Origin of the sequence: Acinetobacter sp. NEB 394, from assembly GCF_013374795.1 — a bacterium.
In the GTDB taxonomy this organism is placed as follows: Bacteria; Pseudomonadota; Gammaproteobacteria; order Pseudomonadales; family Moraxellaceae; genus Acinetobacter; species Acinetobacter johnsonii.
This window is the reverse complement of the sequence record NZ_CP055277.1, coordinates 1,417,293-1,437,285: the sequence shown is the minus strand read 5'-3', so window position 1 is coordinate 1,437,285 and position 19,993 is coordinate 1,417,293. Positions and strand designations below refer to the sequence as shown.

19 protein-coding genes and 3 pseudogenes are annotated in these 19,993 nt (G+C 40.1%); 15 read left to right on the top strand and 7 right to left on the bottom strand.

Going from position 1 to position 19,993, the window contains the following annotated elements:
• The first annotated feature begins 168 nt into the window (after positions 1-168).
• The 3 genes from dnaQ to nudC all read left to right on the top strand — a co-directional run bounded on the left by dnaQ (position 169) and on the right by nudC (position 4,136).
• The gene (dnaQ, locus tag HUK62_RS06810; RefSeq protein ID WP_176537440.1) at positions 169-1,590 is read left to right on the top strand and encodes a DNA polymerase III subunit epsilon; all 1,422 of its coding nucleotides are present in this window, start codon (positions 169-171) and stop codon (positions 1,588-1,590) included.
• Positions 1,591-1,716: 126 nt separating this feature from the next.
• Complete coding sequence (locus tag HUK62_RS06805) at positions 1,717-3,360, top strand: chemotaxis protein (protein WP_176537439.1); 1,644 nt, start codon at positions 1,717-1,719, stop codon at positions 3,358-3,360.
• Positions 3,360-4,136 carry an NAD(+) diphosphatase gene (gene nudC, locus HUK62_RS06800; RefSeq protein WP_176537438.1) on the top strand — a complete coding sequence of 259 codons (777 nt, stop codon included), beginning with the start codon at positions 3,360-3,362 and terminating at the stop codon, positions 4,134-4,136. Before HUK62_RS06805 ends, nudC begins: the two co-directional genes overlap by 1 nt.
• A gap of 42 nt (positions 4,137-4,178) precedes the next feature.
• Here nudC and HUK62_RS06795 read toward each other — a convergent pair whose 3' ends face one another.
• The 3 genes from HUK62_RS06795 to HUK62_RS06785 are packed head-to-tail and all read right to left on the bottom strand — an operon-like array spanning position 4,179 to position 6,204.
• Complete coding sequence (locus HUK62_RS06795) at positions 4,179-5,063, bottom strand: alpha/beta hydrolase (RefSeq protein WP_005399778.1); 885 nt, start codon at positions 5,061-5,063, stop codon at positions 4,179-4,181.
• A complete protein-coding gene (locus HUK62_RS06790) occupies positions 5,053-5,736 on the bottom strand; it encodes a BON domain-containing protein (RefSeq protein WP_005399779.1) in 684 nt (227 codons plus the stop codon). Before HUK62_RS06790 ends, HUK62_RS06795 begins: the two co-directional genes overlap by 11 nt.
• Before the next feature lie 60 nt (positions 5,737-5,796).
• Positions 5,797-6,204 carry a YraN family protein gene (locus HUK62_RS06785; RefSeq protein ID WP_005399780.1) on the bottom strand — a complete coding sequence of 136 codons (408 nt, stop codon included), beginning with the start codon at positions 6,202-6,204 and terminating at the stop codon, positions 5,797-5,799.
• Between the two features lie 331 nt (positions 6,205-6,535).
• On the opposite strand from HUK62_RS06785, the gene rsmI reads away from it, so the two are divergent.
• Positions 6,536-7,381, top strand: a complete 846-nt coding sequence (rsmI, locus tag HUK62_RS06780; protein WP_062034476.1) for a 16S rRNA (cytidine(1402)-2'-O)-methyltransferase — start codon at positions 6,536-6,538, stop codon at positions 7,379-7,381.
• Between the two features lie 209 nt (positions 7,382-7,590).
• On the opposite strand, the gene HUK62_RS06775 is transcribed toward rsmI, so the two are convergent.
• The 4 genes from HUK62_RS06775 to HUK62_RS06760 all read right to left on the bottom strand — a co-directional run bounded on the left by HUK62_RS06775 (position 7,591) and on the right by HUK62_RS06760 (position 11,541).
• Positions 7,591-8,520 carry a LysR family transcriptional regulator gene (locus HUK62_RS06775; RefSeq protein WP_176537437.1) on the bottom strand — a complete coding sequence of 310 codons (930 nt, stop codon included), beginning with the start codon at positions 8,518-8,520 and terminating at the stop codon, positions 7,591-7,593.
• 95 nt (positions 8,521-8,615) lie between these two features.
• A complete protein-coding gene (locus HUK62_RS06770) occupies positions 8,616-9,434 on the bottom strand; it encodes a peptidoglycan DD-metalloendopeptidase family protein (RefSeq protein ID WP_176537436.1) in 819 nt (272 codons plus the stop codon).
• A gap of 153 nt (positions 9,435-9,587) precedes the next feature.
• Positions 9,588-10,358, bottom strand: a complete 771-nt coding sequence (gene surE, locus HUK62_RS06765; RefSeq protein ID WP_176537435.1) for a 5'/3'-nucleotidase SurE — start codon at positions 10,356-10,358, stop codon at positions 9,588-9,590.
• A 478-nt stretch (positions 10,359-10,836) separates the two neighbouring features.
• Positions 10,837-11,541 (bottom strand): DUF1003 domain-containing protein, encoded by a 705-nt coding sequence (locus tag HUK62_RS06760; protein WP_078388870.1) that lies wholly within the window; start codon positions 11,539-11,541, stop codon positions 10,837-10,839.
• A 246-nt stretch (positions 11,542-11,787) separates the two neighbouring features.
• Here HUK62_RS06760 and HUK62_RS06755 point away from each other — a divergent pair, with 246 nt between their 5' ends.
• The 11 genes and pseudogenes from HUK62_RS06755 (at position 11,788) to HUK62_RS06710 (ending at position 19,920) form a co-directional block, all read left to right on the top strand.
• Positions 11,788-12,942 carry a catalase family protein gene (locus HUK62_RS06755; protein ID WP_176537434.1) on the top strand — a complete coding sequence of 385 codons (1,155 nt, stop codon included), beginning with the start codon at positions 11,788-11,790 and terminating at the stop codon, positions 12,940-12,942.
• Between the two features lie 8 nt (positions 12,943-12,950).
• A complete protein-coding gene (locus HUK62_RS06750; protein ID WP_125281851.1) occupies positions 12,951-13,226 on the top strand; it encodes an antibiotic biosynthesis monooxygenase family protein in 276 nt (91 codons plus the stop codon).
• Between the two features lie 253 nt (positions 13,227-13,479).
• Positions 13,480-13,854: a hypothetical protein gene (locus HUK62_RS06745; protein WP_176537433.1), complete on the top strand. Its 375-nt coding sequence runs from the start codon at positions 13,480-13,482 to the stop codon at positions 13,852-13,854.
• A 192-nt stretch (positions 13,855-14,046) separates the two neighbouring features.
• The gene (locus HUK62_RS06740; RefSeq protein ID WP_176537432.1) at positions 14,047-14,433 is read left to right on the top strand and encodes a hypothetical protein; all 387 of its coding nucleotides are present in this window, start codon (positions 14,047-14,049) and stop codon (positions 14,431-14,433) included.
• A 117-nt stretch (positions 14,434-14,550) separates the two neighbouring features.
• The gene (gene dacC, locus HUK62_RS06735) at positions 14,551-15,699 is read left to right on the top strand and encodes a D-alanyl-D-alanine carboxypeptidase PBP5/6 (RefSeq protein WP_004694204.1); all 1,149 of its coding nucleotides are present in this window, start codon (positions 14,551-14,553) and stop codon (positions 15,697-15,699) included.
• A 91-nt stretch (positions 15,700-15,790) separates the two neighbouring features.
• Complete coding sequence (locus HUK62_RS06730; protein ID WP_004694206.1) at positions 15,791-16,327, top strand: gamma carbonic anhydrase family protein; 537 nt, start codon at positions 15,791-15,793, stop codon at positions 16,325-16,327.
• A 229-nt stretch (positions 16,328-16,556) separates the two neighbouring features.
• A pseudogene (locus HUK62_RS06725) lies at positions 16,557-17,051 on the top strand (CDP-alcohol phosphatidyltransferase family protein); the annotation flags it as partial.
• A gap of 93 nt (positions 17,052-17,144) precedes the next feature.
• Positions 17,145-17,549 (top strand): transposase family protein, encoded by a 405-nt coding sequence (locus HUK62_RS06720; RefSeq protein ID WP_176536857.1) that lies wholly within the window; start codon positions 17,145-17,147, stop codon positions 17,547-17,549.
• A 37-nt stretch (positions 17,550-17,586) separates the two neighbouring features.
• Positions 17,587-17,979: pseudogene (locus HUK62_RS06715) on the top strand (transposase family protein); the annotation flags it as partial.
• Between the two features lie 27 nt (positions 17,980-18,006).
• Positions 18,007-18,147: pseudogene (locus HUK62_RS19270) on the top strand (CDP-alcohol phosphatidyltransferase family protein); the annotation flags it as partial.
• 24 nt (positions 18,148-18,171) lie between these two features.
• Positions 18,172-19,920 carry a bifunctional alpha/beta hydrolase/class I SAM-dependent methyltransferase gene (locus tag HUK62_RS06710; protein WP_176537431.1) on the top strand — a complete coding sequence of 583 codons (1,749 nt, stop codon included), beginning with the start codon at positions 18,172-18,174 and terminating at the stop codon, positions 19,918-19,920.
• Positions 19,921-19,993 lie beyond the last annotated feature (73 nt).

Sequence of the window (19,993 nt, the reverse complement as noted above, 5' to 3'; positions counted from 1 at the left end):
CTGCCATTGTAGTAAAGCACGCCGCAGACACAAGGCGTTAATTTAACTTGAAATCAGTATAAATGTTACAAGAAATTAAAAAAGCTGCATCTTATACACTTCTCTAGTGCATTTGCGTTATACAATGGTGCCCGCTTAGTTTTAATTTTCAGTTTACGGAAGTTGTGTATGTCACAAACAATTACCCTGTATGTCGATGGTGCTTGTCGTGGAAACCCTGGTCTTGGGGGATGGGGCGCGTACATTATTACAGAAACTGAAGAACATAAACTGTGTGGCGGTGAAGACAACGCCACCAATAACCGTATGGAACTCACCGCGGCCATTGAAGGCATTCTTTTTTGCCCAACCGATGCGAAGTTGGTCGTCTGGACAGATTCAACCTATGTCAAACGTGGCATTACCGAGTGGATTACGGGTTGGAAAAAGAAAAATTGGAAAGACGTTAAAAACCCAGATTTATGGAAAAAACTCGATGCAGCCTGCCAAGGCCGCGATATCGATTGGCACTGGGTTAAAGGCCATGCAGGTCATGAAGGTAATGAAATGGCAGATCAATTGGCAAACCTTGGTGCCGATCAAACACAGGATCAACTTCGTCAGTCTAAAACAGCGATAACAGAACCGTCTGTAGATAAAAAAAAAGTTGAACCAGACTGGTTGTTAAACGACCCTTTTGGTTTGGGTTTCGATGACGAAGAAGCCGATAACAGCGAAGATTTAGCCGAAAGTGAAATACACGTTGCAGAACAAGAGCCAAGTTTAATGGCTGAACCAGAACTTGGCACAACGGTTGCTTCTACTGAACAAACGCCTGAAGTTGCGGCAAGTGTCGATTTAACACAACTCAAACAACATCCGCAAATTGTGATTACTCCACGTAAGGTTGAGGTCTTTGGACCTCGACAGCTCATTCTCGATACAGAGACCACCGGTTTCTATTATCAAGATGGCGATCGCATTATTGAAGTTGGCGCGATTGAAATGGTCAATCGAAAGCTTACCGGAAGCTCTATTCATATCTACATCAATCCAAAAAAACCTGTGGGCGACTCTGAAAATATCCACGGTATCTCTGATGACTTTTTAAAAGATAAACCGCTATATCAAGAGATTGCCGACACCTTATTTGCCTATCTCAAAGGTGCGGAAATCATTGCGCATAATGCAAGCTTCGATATGAACTTCTTAGACATGGAGTTCAAACGTGCAGGATTTGTTGCGCTTTCTGAAGTTTGTGTAGTGACAGATACCCTCGCGATGGCAAAATCTAAGCATCCGGGGCAAAAAAACTCACTCGATGCCTTAGTTCGCCGTTACGAAATTCCACAGCGTGACCGTACCTTCCACGGGGCCTTACTGGATGCTGAAATTCTAGCCGACGTTTACTTGGCTATGACAGGTGGTCAGGTTTCCTTTGATATGGATGCCCTGTCACATAGTGAACAACAAAATGGGCAAAGTCAGCATCAAACACTAGATATTGAACTGGCGGTAATTCACCCTTCAGCCGAAGAACTTGAAGCACATGAGACTTGGGTCAAACAATACCAAGAAAAACACGGCACACCCTGCCTTTTTGCCAAATAAATTCTAAAGTTTTTGTTAACTTTTGTATTACAAGATTTTTCAGTTAGGCTATAGTGATGAACAAGTTGCTATCCCTTCTTTGGGCCGCATATAAACACGATAAAACACTAGGATAGGTGCAGATCAATGTCTTACCAAACCTCTATTCATTTTGATCCAACGGCGCTGCTGATAATAAAAAATGAAGTGGATAACTCCATTAAGCTGGTTGAATCAGCTGTGAGCACCTTAGCAGAAGATCAGACTTTACCTTTTGGAATTGACGATGCATTAAACCAATTTGAGCAATGTGCTCAAGTGCTTGCATTGATTGATATGTCGAGCTTAGCCAAAATTGCTGAATATTCCGCAGAGCTTATGCGCAAGATCATGGTGAATCCTGAACAGATTAATACGCAAGATGTGATTGCACTCAGCGAAGGCACGACCATGCTGAAGCGCTATATTGAGTTCATTTGCTTAAGAGAAGTGAAAATTCCACAGTTTTTACTCGACACCTTAAACCGTCTTGAAATCGCATTAGCAAAGCCTTTAACGCAAGAAGGTCAGCACATCGAGTCATTACTGGACTGTATCACCCCAGATTTTAGCCTCCCTCAAGCACCAAGTCTTGAAAAATCACAATATGTTCACCGCCTGTACAAGCTGTCTTTAAGCCAAATGCTGAAACAAGAAGAAAGCGAACTTGATTTACAAGCAATGAAATTGGTGGGCACTTATTTAGCGGGTCTAGCAGAACAAACGCCGAGTAAACAATATTGGAACTTGGTCTATGTTGCACTCAATCAAATTGAACAATTGCTCATTAATGAACCACGTTTACGTACTTTGATTAGCATCGAACGTAACATTGCACAGTTCTTTACTGCGCCTGAACGTTTCAAAGCCAGCCTCACCGATCTTGCCAACATTCTCAGCTTATGTATCAGCCAAGAAGACGAAGTATCCCAACACATCCGTGGCAAACTCAATATTGGCGACGACCTACTCACAGATACGCAGCTGCAAGTTTTCAGTCGTCATCTGTATGGCCCAGATTTCGACACGATGCATACCATTAGTGATTTGGTAACCACCGAAATGTCGCAAATCCGCAATGACATTGAGTACAACTATCAAAACATGACGCCTGAGAAGACCCAAGAGCTCCAAGCAAAACTGGTCGATTTGGCGAACATCTTCAAAGTATTGAACTTAAATGAAGCGCATAATGACTTAAACCGTCAAGCAGCATCACTTAGTCAAGCAGATATGCTGAAAGATGAAGGTTTTGCGCAGCAGTTGATGAACGTGATCTTGTCGGCAATGAACTCCATTGGAGTGCTAGAACGTCACCATACTTCAAGCCGCCTACAGCTTCGTGTGAACAACATGAATATTTCACTAGACCGTTTAGATGAAGCCCATGCTGCGTTATTGTCAGAGGCTAAAACGTCTATTGACTTAAGTAGTCAAGCTTTGGCGCAATATCAGCAAGAACAAGATTTAAGTGCTCTTGAGAATACTCCTGCACAACTACGTGAAGTTGCGGGCGCAATGTTGTTCTTAGGCGCTGAAAATGGTCAAACCGCCCTGAATATTTCAGCAGATTTTGTGCAACAACAAATCACGGCTGAAACTGCGCTCACTGCTGCTCAGGTGAATCATGTGCTTGACGCTCTCGCAAGTGCAGATATGCTGATTGATAACTTAAAAAACAAACAGCCTGTATTACACAGTATGTTTGATGTAGCATTGAACAGTAGCCAAAAACTAAAGACTGTTGCCTAATGTCAGAACTTTCACTTGCTTATATTTTCCACCAACAACAATTGTTGGTTGACCATAATTTTCAATTGCCTCGTGTAGAAAAGCTAGCAAGTGATTTAAGTTTTCACTCGGGTGATCAAGTGATTGCCCGAGACCTGCTAGACAATGAGCCGATTCCTGAAGGCTTAGAACTCATCCCAATTCGCCAGTTGCTTCCACTCTGGAGCACCAAACAATTCGAACAGGCCAGCCGAGCTATTCAGCTGCTAGAATGGCGTCGCAATCATAAATTTTGTAGTCATTGCGGCCACACCACAGAAGTACATGCTAGCGAATATGCCATGATCTGCCCTGCCTGCGGTTATCATCAGTATCCACGGGTACAACCCTGTGTCATCACCGTCATTACACGAGGTGAAGATGAAATTCTGTTGGCAAAAAATGCGCGTAATACCCGCAGTAATATGTATGGTTTGATTGCAGGCTTCGTTGAAGTCGGTGAAACCTTAGAAGAAGCTGTACGCCGCGAAACTCTGGAAGAAGTCGGCATTCGAGTTAAAAATGTTCAATACTTGGCGAGTCAGCCTTGGCCATTTCCAAGTAACCTAATGATTGCATTTAAAGCAGAATACGCATCGGGTGAGCTTTGCTTACAAGAAGAAGAAATCAGTGATGCCCAATTCTTTAAGTTTGATCAACTGCCTGAAATTCCGTTCAAAGGCAGTATTGCACATGCCATGATCATGCATGCGACAGAAGGCACAACAGTCGCAGATGATACACGTGAGTGGCTGTAAGCTCACTCACTATATCTACAACAAATACACGTTAAATGCCAATTAGTGCTTAAGCGCATCCTCGAGCGCCTGCATAATTTTTTGCTTGGTCGTGAAGTAACGACTAAACAAACTCGATACTGAACCAATCATTGAAATATGACCGATGCGCGGCACAGTCCAAAGTTGACTGTAGTTACCTTTTTCTTTCAATCTACGATCCAAATCAACAGCATTGCTCAACCCGACTACATCATCATTCTCTGCAACCAACAGATAATGTTTAACTGTATTCGACTCGACGAAATAATACGGCATCACCTCTTGATAAGGTCTGTTCTGATCAAAAGCATCTGCACAAATTGGATCGCCTTTATAGTCGAAATGATATGGGCCTGCCAAACCAATAATAGCGGTAATTTGGCTGCGGCATTGTATTTCATATGGCTTCGGATGATAGAGCGCAGACATCACATTAAACGCGCCCGCAGAGTGTCCCATCAACACCACTTTTTCAGTCGAAATTTGATATTTAAGCTGATGTACATTGAGATAATTTAAAGCCAAGCTGAGATCATCAATAGAGGCAGGAAAAATATGCTCAGGCGCCAAGTGATAGTTAATCACCGCCACATCAAAGCCTTCTTTGGCAAAGGCTTCGCCAATAAAACGATAATCTTTTTTATCGCCATGCATCCATGCACCGCCATGCACAAATACAATCAGAGGCCGATGTTCGCGCGGTGTTAGTGTACGAAACAAATCTAAACGATGTCGCGCGCGTAGCCCATAGGCCACATTTTCTTGGACCGAATAACCCTTACGCGGTGTTAAACGGTTTAGGGCATAACTACCGACATCATAAATACGAAACTCACGATAGAGTAATCTTGCATACTCTACCGAACGATTCAGTCTTTGAACAAAAGGCTGAAGCTTATTGAACATTATTTGGCTCAACTTGGTCTGGGTCTATCGCAACAGGCGTTTGCTCTGTCGGTGTTGAATTGATCATTGGTGATGCAAACGCACTGGTCGTTTGGGACTGTTGTTCTATATTATCCACCAGTGTGATAATTTTAGTCACATTCCCCACTTGCTGTAAAACTTGGTTTAAATCGGTAATTTCAGCACCATTTAAACGTCCCATCACATATAACACGCCATCTTCGGTGTGAATACGCACTTTCGCATCTGAAACAACAGCAGCTTTCATGATCAAGCCACGTGTATTTGCCGTAACTGAGGTGTCTTGCATGATGGTGCTATAACTAATTTGGTTTCCAACTGTAATGTAGTTATGCACGGTTTTGACATCCGACATCGCACGTACATTGTCTTCAGCCAACTGACGTAAGTGTTGATCGGGTACTTGTCCTGTTAATAAGACATTGCCATGAAAACTTTCGATATTGACACGTGACTGTTTAAAACGACTGTCCAATTTATATAAGTTAATTTTTGCAGTACGCTCAATTGAAGAGTCAATAAAGACCTGCCCTAATGAACGTGCACCGCTTTCTGTTCCTACAGCGGCTGTTCCTGTCCCACCCGAAATGAAACTTGCACATCCAGATAAACTTGCGACGCATAATACGGTCATTGCAATACGATTGAACACTCAGCAAGACTCCTCAACTTTTCAAACTATTTTAATTCAGCATTTCAGCTTTGATTTTGTTCAAAGATTAATAAAGTCTTGATCAAAAGTAAAAGCATTTTCTATCCATTGCTGATCATAAGTGAATTTTGAAAAATCTTGCTGTATGGTTTTTGCAATTTCTTTAAAAAAATCAAAACAAATCACATCAAAGCGGCAATAATATTGCTGGAAATGTGGATGATCTTGTAAAAATAACATGGCCGTTTTTGCTATTTTGCGTTGTTTTGAATAGGAAATTGTTTCAATAGCCTGTGCAAAACGCGTTTTTGAGCGTGCTTTGACCTCAACAAAAACCAATTCCTGCCCTTTTTGTACAATCAGATCAATTTCTCCAAAGCGCGAGTGATAATTGGACTGCACATGAACATAACCCTGTTCTTCTAGCACAGTCAAAGCTTGTTGCTCTGCCCATTGTCCCAGTTTCATCTCTTTATCTTCCCTACTTTATTTTTGTTTTTTAATCATCACATTTCGAAAAACTCAATTTCGATCAAAAATCTCACGTCTTGATGTTTAAAACCACTGCTGTGAGTCTCTCGAACCAATCAATTCATTTCATTCTACTTTTAAAGCCCTCCTGACGTTTAAATTTCAATCGAATGTCTTACCGACTCCTGCAAATCCATCGCCGACAACATTCTAGCTCACGCCACGACGGACAATTCAGGTAGAATGCTTATCGCGGTATCGGTTGAATGTACCAAAGCACACGACTCACCCCCCATCCTTTTATTATTTTGCAGCGCGGAGAAAACCCATGAGTGCCCAGTTATTTGTAGTCGCAACCCCTATTGGGCACTTAGATGACATGACTTACCGCGCAATTGATGTACTAAAATCAGTCAAAATCATTGCTGCTGAGGATACACGAACTTCAGCACAATTACTGAAACACTTTAATATTCAAACTCCACTTACTGCATGCCATGATCATAATGAAAGCAACAAAATTGACATCCTTATTCAGCGTTTGTTGAAAGGTGAAGATATGGCGCTTATCAGTGATGCAGGAACGCCTCTTATCAGTGATCCAGGTTTTAAATTGGTTCGTGCAGCACAAGAGCATAATATCCGCGTAATCCCTGTTCCTGGCGCTTGTGCTGCCATTGCCGCTTTAAGCTCAGTGGGCTTACCAAGTGATCGTTTCAGCTTTGAAGGTTTTTTGTCTTCTAAACAAACCCAACGACTGGCAAGTTTGGAAAAACTCAAAGACGAAACGCAAACCCTGATTTTTTATGAGGCACCACATCGTATTTTAGACAGTGTCAGTGACATGGCTAAAGTCTTTGGTGCTGACCGCCCTGTCGGTTTTGCTCGTGAAATTACCAAAACCTTTGAAACCATTAAGAAGATGACTTTAGGTGAGTTGGTTGAATTTATTGCAAACGATCATCATCAACAAAAAGGTGAGATTGTATTGGTTGTTGGTGGCGCGACCACTGAAAAAGATATGGCGCAAGAAAAACTCGACCAGCTTTTAACACGTCTCTTACAAGATTTGTCGGTGAAAGCTGCATCACAGTTAGCGGCTGATTTGACCGGCATTAAAAAGAAAATTGCTTACCAACGTGCTTTAGAATTAACACAAGATCAGGCTGAATAGGCTTCAATAGCTTAGAATAAAAGTATTGTTTTTGTTGTGAATGAAAAAAATAAAGAGCAACAGACGTAAGTGCTTTGGCCTTTCTCTGCTGCTCTCCATGTTAAGCGGTTCCATGTGAACCGCTTAACTCAAATTATCGTAGTTATATCATTTAAAATTTATAAGCATGTGTATGGGTTGACTGATCGTCAATTACAATCTCTATCGAATTAGCTTGCTTCTTGGTAAATACGACCACCGGGTAATTGGCAAAAGTATTGTTTCAATGCATCCAAACAACGATGGATCTTCATCGGCTGTTGTTCATGCTTTGAAATGATGGCGTATAGCGTAAAGTTAGGGAGCTTCCACTCTGGAAGAACTTCCACTAAAGAACCGTTAACCAATTCTTTTTGGACATCCAAATATAAAATACGTGCAATCCCATGCCCATGTTGGCATAAAGTCTTTGTCACTAAAATATTATTACTGGCTACTCTTGATTTCATCTCAAGTTTAACTGCGTCACCTGTCACCACATTTTTAAAATCAAAATCATGATTATTTTTCATAATCGTGATCGGAATAAGATCATGATTTTTCAAATCTTCAGGTCGTGAAATTGGTGCAGACTGATTCAAATAGCTCGGTGAAGCAACCAAAATCTGTTCCACGCGCGCCAATGGCACAACATGTACGCTTTGATCGTCAACTGTTGGGCTCATTCTGAGGGCAATATCAATTCGCCCATTCATCAAATCCACATAATGATTATCTGCTTCAATATGAATAGATAATCCGCGATGTGCAGACATCCAATGCGACAAAGCAGGAATCACATGATTGGCACCTAACTCTGGCGTAGTGGCTATTCGCAGCTCACCCACGAGATCATCGCGCAATTCATTGATACGTATTTTGCCACGTTCAGCAGCGGCGAGCATTTCTTGACAGCTGTGGAAAAAAGCCTGGCCTGCTTCAGTTAAATTCAACTTTCTTGTTGAGCGATGTAAAAGAACAACTTCCATCTCTTGCTCTAAAGAACGAATTTGCTGACTCACAGCACTTGTAGTGATGCCTAACTCACGCGCAGCACCACTAAATGAACTCTTTTCGACAACACAAGCAAAAACACCCATTGCCCGTAGTTGATCTAACATAAAATTCTCTCTGGATTCATGAGAAGTTTTCATCTATTTGATAAAAACAACTCATTGTATTATACGGTGAATTTTTTGCGTTGCATCCAGATTTTTTAATTTAATGGTAAAACTATAGTCGGATTGATTGGCTTGCCATCTAAGCGTACTTGGAACTCTAACATGGTGCGCGTTGCACCTGTGGATCCCATTTCAGCAATTTTCTGTCCTGCCGTCACATTTTGACCGCTCTTCACATTCATCGCACTGTTGTGTGCATATGCTGTGATATAACCATCAATATGCTTAACCAAAATTAAGTTTCCATATTCTTTCAATCCGTCTGCTGCATACACCACTTGGCCATCTGCTGCTGCATAAATTGGATCACCTTGGTTACCAGCATAGCGAATACCTTTTACATTATTTGCTAAATTATAACCTTGCAAAACAGCGCCATTACTTGGTTTTACCCAGCGTAAAGTTGAACTTTTCGAGCTCGCAACAGGTGCGGTCGGTACTTTAGCAGGAGTTGTTGTGGTTGTGGTGGTCGTATTTTGACTCGGGAGACCAACATTTTGACGTTGAATTGGAGCGGTTTGTGTAATAGGTTGCGTCGTGGTTGTACGCGGACTACCCGAACCTTTTAAACGTAATGACTGCCCCACATAAATACGATACGGCGCAGCAATATCATTCATGTCTGCAACAGAGGTATAACTCAGCCCATAACGAGTTGCAATACCGCTCAGCGTGTCGCCTGAACGAACTGTATAATAGTCTGGTGCTTTCGCAAAACGTGTTGCATTGTTAACCTGTGGTTTAGAAGCACAACCACTCAAAATAACAGTTGAAACTACAGCTGTGGATAACACGACAGTTTTCAGTAGTGCTGTAGGAATTGCAATAAAACGAATTTGAGACAACACAGACATTTATCTTACTCTCTAAAAATAGAAAAAATAATCAGTTTAATTTGCGCTAAGATTAGCAAAAAAGTATGTGAAAATAGTATCTCTGCGCGTATTTTCACAAAGTTATAACAAACAGCTGAATACACTCCCTGTATTGCTCAGCTGTAGTGCCTTTTAAGCACTTATTTGCCCTTGTAATGCATGCAAAACTTCATAGTTGGTTGCATCCATCTGAATAGGCGTAATACTGACAAAACCATTCGCCACGGCGAAAAAGTCTGACTCTACCTCATCATAGCCTCTTTTCGGTTCTGCCACAGCTTCACCTGCAAGCCCAATCCAGTACACTTGACGACCACGTGGGTCAACATGACTGGTAATCGGCTTAGACTGCAGACGACGTCCTTGATACGTAATTTTAGCGCCTTGTAACTCAGCTACATCAGGAATATTAATATTTAAAATATGGCGTGGTGGCAATGCAGGCAAACCTTGTTTCACAAAGTCATGCACCCACTGTGCAGCATGATGATAATCTTCTGGACGATTGTACGAACGCACTTCAGGGCCCGCAAGTGATACCGCAATGGCTGGCTGTTTCATTAGACGCCCTTCAAATGCTGCTCCAACAGTACCTGAGTAGAGTACATCATCACCCAAGTTTGCCCCGCTATTAATGCCACTAACAACCAGATCAAACTCAAAGTCAAATAAGCCATTCATGGACAAATAGACACAGTCCGCGGGTGTACCATTGACTGCCCACATGTCGGGTGCAATTTCGATTGGGCGTAAGGGTCGATCTAAAGTCAAAGCACTAGAAAAACCACTGCGTTCACTTTCGGGTGCTACAATCACCACGCGACCTAATGGACGTAAAGCATGTGCGAGCGCTTGAATACCTGGTGCAAAAACACCATCGTCATTGGCTATTAAAATATTCACTGATGGATCTTCTTCAATCTATATGAGTCGGTAAAAGCCTTATACATCTATTTTGCACTCGTCTTCGTCTTTTTAATCTGCAATTCAAACAGGTAGATTTACGGGTAGCTTGAAAAAAACTAAATCTTTAAAGCGAAAAGAAAAGCTATAGAGTCCTCGATGCAGAACGACTATACATTGAGATCAGGCAATCTGAAAAGATGAAATCATTGATCTGGGTGAGTACTTCACTCTTGCATGAGCAGAGTACAAAAAAGAGAGAGCCTAAAAATAAAAGAAGCTAAGTATACGTTCAAAGTGTTTACTGGAGAGTACGCCTTCAAAAAGATAAAATATAGATCTCTTGATTCTGTAAAAGCACTCTTCTCTTACATAGAAAAATAACTATAAAGCAAAGAGTTAAAAAATCTAAGAAAGCGAGTTTAGCTATCACTCACTATTACAGAACACGCTTTAAGCATGAGTATGTTGAGCCAAGTTATTCGCGTTTTTTACTCATTTCGGATAACAAATCCAGTTGTATTTCTTGTATTTGGGCTAACCTATTCCACTGATGCATCAACAGATGATCTAGTTTTTCATTTAAATGTTGAATTTCTAACTCTGCCTTTAAATTAATTTTATAATCGTTTTGCGAGCGCAATCTGTCTTTGGCCTCCTGTCTATTTTGGCTCATCATAATCACAGGAGCTTGAATCGCTGCAATACAGGATAAAATTAAATTTAATAAAATAAAGGGATACGGATCGGCAGGATGCGTGACCATAACCACTGTATTCACAATAATCCAAATGGCTAGGAAAGTCGCAAAGCACATGAGAAAAGCCCAACTACCGCCAAAGGTCGCAATTTTATCTGCCAGCCTTTCCCCTAAAGTCCAATTTTGATCCAACTGATTTTCAACATTTTTGGTGATCACTTCATGTTGTTGCAAACTTTTAATCACCTCATATTCAAGATCAGTCACTTCCCCCTTTTCAGACTTTAACAGTGAATGAACATACTGAATTCGATATTTGGTTAAGTCCGCTTGGCATATATAACTTTGAGGCGACCATTCTGGAAAATCATGTGAAATTTCTTCGGTAATAGATTTTCGTATTGCCCCCATAGGAATGAGATTTTTAATGAGGAATTTCTGCCCACAGACTAAACATTCATGACTTTGATTTTTTTCGCTCATGCTCGTTCTCTTTTATAATCATTATTGGTTTTGGGGAGATAAACATCATCGAACAAATTTTAAACCAATGTCAAATTTTCAGGATCACTCAGAGTAGCTCCTCATTAAGTTTTTTCTAGACAGTAGCTATGAATAAAAAAATGCCACAGATATAATCATAATTCTGTGTCTTAAATAAGACTAAACAAGTTCATATCATCAGGCTAAAAATTAAAAAAATCCAGCTTTAGAGCAAGGAGACAATCAATGTCTAACTCCGCAAGGCCTATGCGCTTAGGTCTACTTTTTCATACCATATTACTCACAGGTATCACCGCTAACGTAGATGCAAATACACCACCTGTAATGTTGACTTCTCCTAAAAATTTTATATACCCAGATGTAGATAATACTCTAAGTGAAAGTCTTTATCCGAATGAGACCACCACGGCTAAAGAAATCGCGAACATCATTGAAATGACAATCCGAAAACAATATGCCACAGAAATTGCGCTACGTGATGCGCACCCTAAAGCACATGGTTGCGTACGCGCAGAATTTAAGATAAATGAGGCATTGCCTCAAAACATGACCCATGGTGTTTTTATTCCGGGAAAAACTTACCAAGCGTGGATTCGTTTTTCGAATGGATCGAGTAATGCAAAACAGGCGGATATAAAAAAAGATGCACGCGGCATGGCGATCAAACTTTTAGCCGTGCCAGAGAAAAACCTTTTAGATGAACCTGCGGCTACGCAAGACTTCATTATGATCAATCACCCTGTATTCTTTGTAAATGACCCTGCTCGTTATCTATCATTTATGCAAGATATCAACAGCGATCGTTTTCTAAAAAAACTGCATGTCCCTTTTGCTTTAGGAGCCAAAGGAACTTGGATTGCCTTGAACACTAGAAATAAAATTTCAAATCCACTGCAAACCAGATACTGGTCTATGGTGCCCTATCAGTTAGGAGTCGGCGATCATCGTCAAGCGGTAAAGTACTCTGCTCGTGCATGTTCAACTGTTGTTAGCCCGATTCCAGTTACTCCTCAAAAGGACTTTTTAAGAGCGGCACTTCGAACGACCTTACAAGATCGTGATGCCTGCATGGAGTTTTTAGTACAACCTCGGACATCCAGCGCAATGTCTGTTGAAGACTCAATGACGGAATGGAAAGAAGACCAAGCTCCTTTCTATAAGGTGGCCACTATTCGTATTCCTCAGCAAGTTTTTGATACCCCTGAGCAAAATAAGTTTTGTGAAAATCTATCCTTTACACCATGGCATGCATTAGCTGAACATAAACCACTGGGTGCGATAAACCGAATGCGCAAAGTCATATATGACCAGATTAGTCGCGTCAGACATGAGATGAATTCGGCTAAACAAACCAACGCTAACAACGTCGAAGATCAATAAGGAGCCCTATGGTTAAACTCAATGGCCTATTAATCTGTGTGTCTAAAGAAGAAGTCCGTATGGTGATAGAACTCCTTCCAGAACATATTGAATTAACTCATCAAGAAGAAGGTTGCATTTCTTTTGAGGTCAAGCAAAGCCTCGACCCTTTTATCTGGGAGGTGCAAGAAGTGTTTGATAGCATGAAAAGTTTTAAACATCACCAAAGTAGAACGGCCTCGTCCATTTGGGGAGTGAAAACGCAAAATATTAAACGGCAGTATAAAATATCTGAGGGCGATTAACAGTTATTCGGTTCACAACTTGCCTACACGTATACGCGTTTTTTATCCTAAATATGATTCCTGCACCAACAAGCAGATCATCCTAAAGACTGCCAAAACTGAAGATTAGAAGAGTTAAGATGATCATTGGCGATTAAAAGGTCCAAAACAAAAAACTTTATTAAAAAATGACTGGTCAGAAATTTTCATTGAATTCTAACTGAAAATATATATATTGAGTCTCCGCATCCACCATAAATATGTGATTTTAAAAATGATTAAAAGCTTAACATTACGTAATTTCTTCGGATTAGGCATGGCTATCATGATTTCTCAATCTGCTTTTGCACTAGAGGGATTAAGTACAGAAGAAGCCAACACCATCGTGAAAGAAGATATTGCAGCAGCGCAAGTCATGACCGAATTTTGCCCTGCTTTGGTGGGTCAAGGCCCTAAAATTGAAAGCAACATTCAAACTTTAATTCAAACCTATTTACAAGACTACTCAGATAAGTCGATGACCTATGCAAAATTACAGTCAGACAGCGAATACCAGTCGATTCTGCAAGAAGCTCGTACAGATGCAAAGGGTACTGACAAAGCAGAACAAAAGTCAGTATGTGATGACGTTGTAAACTTTGAAGGTTAATTCAAGTTTTACATCTATATCGCAAAGAAAGGATGAATAATGGGGTTGTTCATCCTTTTTTATTAGACTGAAAAATGTAAAAACAATGAAGCGACTTCAACAGCTTCTATACATTTTTGCGCTTACATTTACTTAAAATTTGTTTAAGCTCATCCTATTATGGCAACAACATGTATGCACTTAGGGTTTAGAATGAATTTAAATGTAATGAAAAAAGTGATTTTGGCAGTTTGTGGTTCTTCTTTAATTGCCATCAGTTCGGCTCATGCGGCCAATAAAGACGAAAATATTGAAGTGACTCCACTGCAACAAGTGACGCAGCAAGAGTTGGCTGCAATTTATGTCCTATCAGAAGTTTGTCCAAGTCTCGTTTCAGACCAGAGTCAGTTTGAAAATGGCTACAACACTTTGGCCAAAGAGTATCTACCGCAACAGAAAAACCCGACTGAATACCTCAAAAGCCTCAGCAAAGAGAAAAAATTTAAGCCTATTTTAGCCGAAGCTCAATCCGATGCGAAAAAAGCAGGTAAAGCGAAAAACCAAGAAATTTGTAAAGAATTGAGCACTTACAGCAAATAATACCAATTGGTTACAATATCTTTGAAATAAGCCGATTTCTCCCGTAGAAGTCGGCAGAACTTTGTCCTAAAATGCAAAGCTCTCGTGCTTATACTAAAGAAATCGGAACCCCTTAGAATGATTCAAAAAAGCGCCCTTGCTGCGGCATTACTCGTACCAAGCATTTCATTTGCAGCAACTGTCTTATCCTCACCACCAGAACTAAATAATAAATCATATGTGCTGATGGATTATGAGACTGGGCAAATCCTCGCATCTAAAAATGAAAATGAAAAATTAGCACCAGCGTCAATGACAAAAATGATGACGAGTTTCATTATTGAGCAAAAGTTGTTGGCGGGCGAGCTAACCGAAGATGAAAAAGTTCGGATGAACGAGTCTGCTTGGTGTCGTGGTAGTAGTTCAGAATCATGTATGTATGTGCCATTAAATGGTACTGCAACTGCATTAGAGATGTTACGCGGCATTATCATTCAATCGGGTAATGATGCATCTAAGGCTATGGCTGAGCACATTGCCGGGAACGAAGGCACTTTCGTTCACATGATGAACACTGAAGCAAAACGTATCGGCATGACCAATACCAGCTTCATGAACTCAACAGGTATGCCTGCTGAAGGTCACTACTCGACCGCTAAAGACATGGCAACGCTTGCACAGCACATCATTCACGACAGTTCAAAATATTATCCGATTTATTCTGAAAAAGAATTTACCTTTAACGGTATCAAACAAGGCAACCGTAATGCCCTGCTTTATACTGACCCAAGTGTGGATGGTTTAAAAACTGGTCATACTGACGAAGCGGGTTATTGCTTAACAACTTCGGCTAAACGTGGCCCAATGCGTTTGATTTCTGTGATTTTTGGTGCGCCAAGCATGCAAGAACGCGCAACGCAAACACGTGAAATTTTAGCGTGGGGTTATGCAAACTTTGAAACTAAAAATGTTCAAGCTGCGAACCAAGTTTTAGCAAAATCAAAAGTGTGGTTTGGTAAAGAAAGTGACGTACAAATTGGTTTAGCTGAAACCTTTAACGTGACTATGCCTAAAGGCCAAGCCAACGCAATCAAAACACAACTCGTGGTTCAACCGAAACTGACTGCACCGTTGAAAAAAGGTCAAGTGGTTGGTAAATATGTAGCAAGCCTTGATGGTAAAGTGATTGCTGAAAAACCACTTGTGGCGCTAAAAGATGTTGAAGAAGCAGGTTTCTTTGCACGTATGCTTGACCACATCAAACAATTCTTCTCAAACTTATTCTAGTAATATTTAGACTTAAGTTAAAGCATCCACACCTCGGTCTGGGTGCTTTTTTATTTTATAATGGACACCTACGCAAAGGCAGAACACCAAAATGGCTAAAAATATTCGCCCTTATTTGAACAGCACTCCACAGCTTGGCAACAACTGCTATATCGATGAAATGTCGGTAGTGATTGGTGATGTCATCTTGGCTGAAAATGTTTCTGTGTGGCCTTTTGCTGTGATTCGTGGTGATGTAAATCATATTCGGATTGGTAAAAACTCGAATGTACAAGACCATGCAATGCTGCATGTTAGTCATAAAAAAGCAGATAAACCAAATGGCTCGCCGTTAATCATTGGTGAAGATGTTACCATTGGTCACCATGTCACCTTACATGGCTGTACCATCGGCAACCGTGTTTTAATTGGTATCAATAGCATTGTTTTGGACGATGTCATCATTCCTGACGACGTGATGATTGGCGCAGGAACACTGGTTCCACCAGGGAAAGTGCTGGAAAGTGGCTACTTATATGTCGGTAGTCCTGCCAAAAAAGTTCGTCCTCTGACAGAAAAAGAATTAGCATTTTTACCATATTCAGCACAAAACTATGTCAAAGTTTCGGGGCATTATTTAGAGTCATAATCATTGGGGCTATTTCCCCTGCATTTGGCAGATACAATAATGTTCTTAGAATCTGCTGCAAAGCCTTTGAGCTTTTTTGTTCGCATATCATATTGCCTGACGATGCTGTGAATATAAACACCGAAAACTCATACAAGGAAATCATTTAATTTTTAGCCTCTTAATAGCACTTGATAAACCTTGTACAATCTGACTAAAATTTCAACAACTATTATTAATTATTAAAACGATGCCATCTATCTATCAATTAAAACCAGCATTTCAAAATCTATTACGACCTTTTGTACAACTGTTATATAAATCTGGAATTACAGCAAATCAAGTCACTTTATTGGCGATGTTGATTTCGACTTGCTTAGGCTATTTTCTATATCAACATTATTTAGCCCATCCTATTTCTGGGCTTTTATTGTTATTTCCACTGTGGATGCTCATTCGTATGGCCTTCAATGCAATTGATGGCATGTTAGCGCGTGAGTTTAAACAGCAGTCCAACTTGGGCGCTTTTTATAATGAATTGTGTGACATTATTTCCGATACTGCACTCTATCTTTGTTTTATTGCCTTTGGTTTTATTAATGCAAAACTACTATTGCTTGTCGTTTTTCTTGCCCTGCTCAGCGAATATGCAGGTGTAATGGCGCCACTTATTGGCCAAGAACGGCGTTACGATGGCCCAATGGGTAAAAGTGATCGCGCTTTTTGGCTCAGTTTAATTGCTGTTATTATTAGACTTCCGTCATAAATCAAAAAACGTACAATTTATTTGATCTTAAATTAATCAGCAAAATTATTTAATTCAAGAGATAATCCTTGGATGAAATTCAAAGATATTCAAAAATTATCAGACGTTAAGTTTCGTAGGCTTAGCGGTGTTAGTTGGGCTACATTTAACCTCATGTTGGCCGAGCTAAATAAGCATTTACCTCGTCATATTGGTAAAGGACGACCGCATAAATTACCGTTGGAAGATCGCTTGCTCTTATGTATAGAATATTGGAGAGAATATCGAACATTTTTCCATCTTGGTATGAGTTACGGTGTATCTGAAACGAGTGCAATTCGTATTACACGTGTTATTGAAGATACCTTAATCCGTTCTGGAAAATTTAACTTGCCAAAACAACTTCCTAATCGAGATGAAGTGGATTGGGAAGTTGTTGTGATTGATGCAACTGAAATATTAGTTCAACGTCCAAAAAAAACAGAAGAAATGGTATAGCGGTAAAAAAAAGCGACATACCTTTAAATTTCAGCTATCTATGCACTATACAACAGGTGAAATACTGAGTGTATGTGGAAGTCATGGAAGCATGCATGATTTTAAAATATTTAAAAAAAGCATGAGGAAATTAAAATTTAAGCCCTTTTTTATTGTTGATAAGGGGTATTTAGGGATAAAGAAATTGGGTTTTGGATGCCTCATGCCATCTAAAGCAAAGAAAACTGAAAAACTAGATTCTGAATTAAAAAAGTTAAATAGAGAGATTGGTCGTAGACGAATTCAAGTAGAGCATGTATTTGGAAGGATGAAATGTTTTAAGATTTTATCTTGTGTATATAGAAATCGTCGTAAAAGATTAAACCTGCGGTTTAATTTACTTGCTGGCATATACAATTTAGATTGGGTGAAAGATAAACAATTAAATTGATTGAAAAATGATTTATGAAGGAAGTCTATTGTGATATTTCCATACATCAGTACAAATCTACAACTTCTCGGTAGAATTTGTAATGGCATTCTTATTCTCATTGCTCTACTGCTTCTGCTCACCATATTTAACCGAATTAAAAATAGTTTAAAGACAACTTCTTCATAATTTTATTATTCAGAGTAAAAATAGATGTATAACAATAGTCAACACACTTTTACCAGTCATGATGGGACCGAACTGTTTTACCAACACTGGGCAACGGCTACACCATCTACAACAAAAAAAGCCATTATTCTCTTTCACCGTGGCCATGAACACTCGGGGCGTATGGCGCATTTAGTTAACGAACTTAATTTACCAGATTTCGATTTCTTTGCATGGGATGCGCGCGGCCATGGTCATTCGCCCGGTGAGCGTGGTGATGCGCCAAGCTTTTTTGTATGTGTCAAAGACATTCAAGCTTTCGTACAACATATTGAACAGAAATATGCCATTTCTACGGAAAATATTGCCGTAGTCGCTCAAAGTGTTGGTGCTGTTTTAGCTGCAATTTGGGTGCATGATTATGCACCTAGAATTCGTGCGCTCTGCTTAGCCTCTCCTGCTTTTGATATTAAATTATATGTGCCTTTTGCTGAACCAAGCTTAAGGGTGATGGCAAAGTTGCGTGGCAATTTCTTTATACAAAGCTATGTAAAAGCCAATATGCTCACGCATGATAAACAACGTGCTCAAAGCTATGATACCGACCCTAGAATTGCCAAAGCAATTTCAGTCAGAATGTTATTGGGGCTATATGATGCTTCAAAACGTATTGTCGCGGATGCACAAAATATCTTTGTTCCAACACAAGTTTTATGTTCAGGCTCAGATTTTGTGGTCTTCCAAAAACCGCAGCAACAGTTTTATCAAAAACTACCGCATCCCAAAAAAGAATTTCATATATTAGATGGCTTCTTTCACGATACTTTGGGTGAAAAAGACCGTCATATAGCGACTGAAAAAATCCGTCGTTTTATTCAGCAATGTTTTGCTGTGGAATATCAAGCCCCTGATCTTTTAAATGCAGATAAAATTGGTTCAAGTTGTGCCATTGCAGAGGGTCTTAGTGCGCCACTCCCAGCGAAATCCATGAAGAATGCATTTTGGGAGTTGACTAAAAAGAATTTGAAAATAGGAAGTCATTTATCTAAAGGCTTAAAAATTGGCGAAGATACAGGGTATGACTCAGGTAGCACTTTAGACTTCGTTTATCGTAACCAAACAGAAAGTGCTAATCTGATTGGTAAAATCATTGACCGACAATATCTCAATGCGATTGGTTGGCGTGGTATTCGTGTCCGTAAACAGAACATTGAGCATCTGGTGCAGAAATACGCTGACATTCTTATCAAAAAACGTAAACCACTCAGAATTATGGATATTGCTTCAGGACACGGTCGTTATATTCTCGATGCCGTTACACAACTTCCAAAACGTCCAGACTCGATTTTATTGCGCGATTATAGTGATATTAATGTCCAAGCTGGGCAAAAAATGATTGCAGAGCGAGGCTTAAGTGATGTCGCTGAATTTGTTCAAGCCGATGCATTTGATACACAATCCCTTGCATCTGTTAAACCGAAACCGACGTTGGCTGTCGTTTCAGGTTTATATGAATTGTTTAGTGATAATGACCTGCTGCGACAATCACTGGAAGGTTTAAGCAAAGCCATCCTCAAAGATGGTTATTTAATTTACACAGGTCAAATTTGGCATCCTCAGCAAGAATTTATTGCACGCGCCCTAACCTCACATCGTGAAGGTGATGCATGGGTCATGCGTTTACGTTCTCAGGCTGAAATGGATGCCCTTGTAGAAGCAGCAGGCTTTAAAAAAGTAGATCAATGTATTGATGAGTTTGGAATATTTACCGTGTCCGTTGCCCAAAAGCTTTAAAATCACAGGATGACATGATCAGTCTTTGGATCATGTCATCCATGTAAAACTTAAAAATAATAATCTGTGGACG

What these genes read in the sequence shown, in the direction of transcription:
- HUK62_RS06740 (WP_176537432.1), top strand. Translation starts at nt 14,047, where the DNA reads ATGAATTTAAATGTAATGAAAAAAGTGATTTTGGCAGTTTGTGGTTCT.
- HUK62_RS06710 (WP_176537431.1), top strand. Translation starts at nt 18,172, where the DNA reads ATGTATAACAATAGTCAACACACTTTTACCAGTCATGATGGGACCGAA.
- HUK62_RS06730 (WP_004694206.1), top strand. Translation starts at nt 15,791, where the DNA reads ATGGCTAAAAATATTCGCCCTTATTTGAACAGCACTCCACAGCTTGGC.
- HUK62_RS06755 (WP_176537434.1), top strand. Translation starts at nt 11,788, where the DNA reads ATGTCTAACTCCGCAAGGCCTATGCGCTTAGGTCTACTTTTTCATACC.
- HUK62_RS06760 (WP_078388870.1), bottom strand. Translation starts at nt 11,541, where the DNA reads ATGAGCGAAAAAAATCAAAGTCATGAATGTTTAGTCTGTGGGCAGAAA.
- nudC (WP_176537438.1), top strand. Translation starts at nt 3,360, where the DNA reads ATGTCAGAACTTTCACTTGCTTATATTTTCCACCAACAACAATTGTTG.
- HUK62_RS06775 (WP_176537437.1), bottom strand. Translation starts at nt 8,520, where the DNA reads ATGTTAGATCAACTACGGGCAATGGGTGTTTTTGCTTGTGTTGTCGAA.
- dnaQ (WP_176537440.1), top strand. Translation starts at nt 169, where the DNA reads ATGTCACAAACAATTACCCTGTATGTCGATGGTGCTTGTCGTGGAAAC.
- rsmI (WP_062034476.1), top strand. Translation starts at nt 6,536, where the DNA reads ATGAGTGCCCAGTTATTTGTAGTCGCAACCCCTATTGGGCACTTAGAT.
- HUK62_RS06785 (WP_005399780.1), bottom strand. Translation starts at nt 6,204, where the DNA reads ATGAAACTGGGACAATGGGCAGAGCAACAAGCTTTGACTGTGCTAGAA.
- HUK62_RS06805 (WP_176537439.1), top strand. Translation starts at nt 1,717, where the DNA reads ATGTCTTACCAAACCTCTATTCATTTTGATCCAACGGCGCTGCTGATA.
- HUK62_RS06745 (WP_176537433.1), top strand. Translation starts at nt 13,480, where the DNA reads ATGATTAAAAGCTTAACATTACGTAATTTCTTCGGATTAGGCATGGCT.
- dacC (WP_004694204.1), top strand. Translation starts at nt 14,551, where the DNA reads ATGATTCAAAAAAGCGCCCTTGCTGCGGCATTACTCGTACCAAGCATT.
- HUK62_RS06720 (WP_176536857.1), top strand. Translation starts at nt 17,145, where the DNA reads ATGAAATTCAAAGATATTCAAAAATTATCAGACGTTAAGTTTCGTAGG.
- HUK62_RS06770 (WP_176537436.1), bottom strand. Translation starts at nt 9,434, where the DNA reads ATGTCTGTGTTGTCTCAAATTCGTTTTATTGCAATTCCTACAGCACTA.
- HUK62_RS06795 (WP_005399778.1), bottom strand. Translation starts at nt 5,063, where the DNA reads ATGTTCAATAAGCTTCAGCCTTTTGTTCAAAGACTGAATCGTTCGGTA.
- HUK62_RS06750 (WP_125281851.1), top strand. Translation starts at nt 12,951, where the DNA reads ATGGTTAAACTCAATGGCCTATTAATCTGTGTGTCTAAAGAAGAAGTC.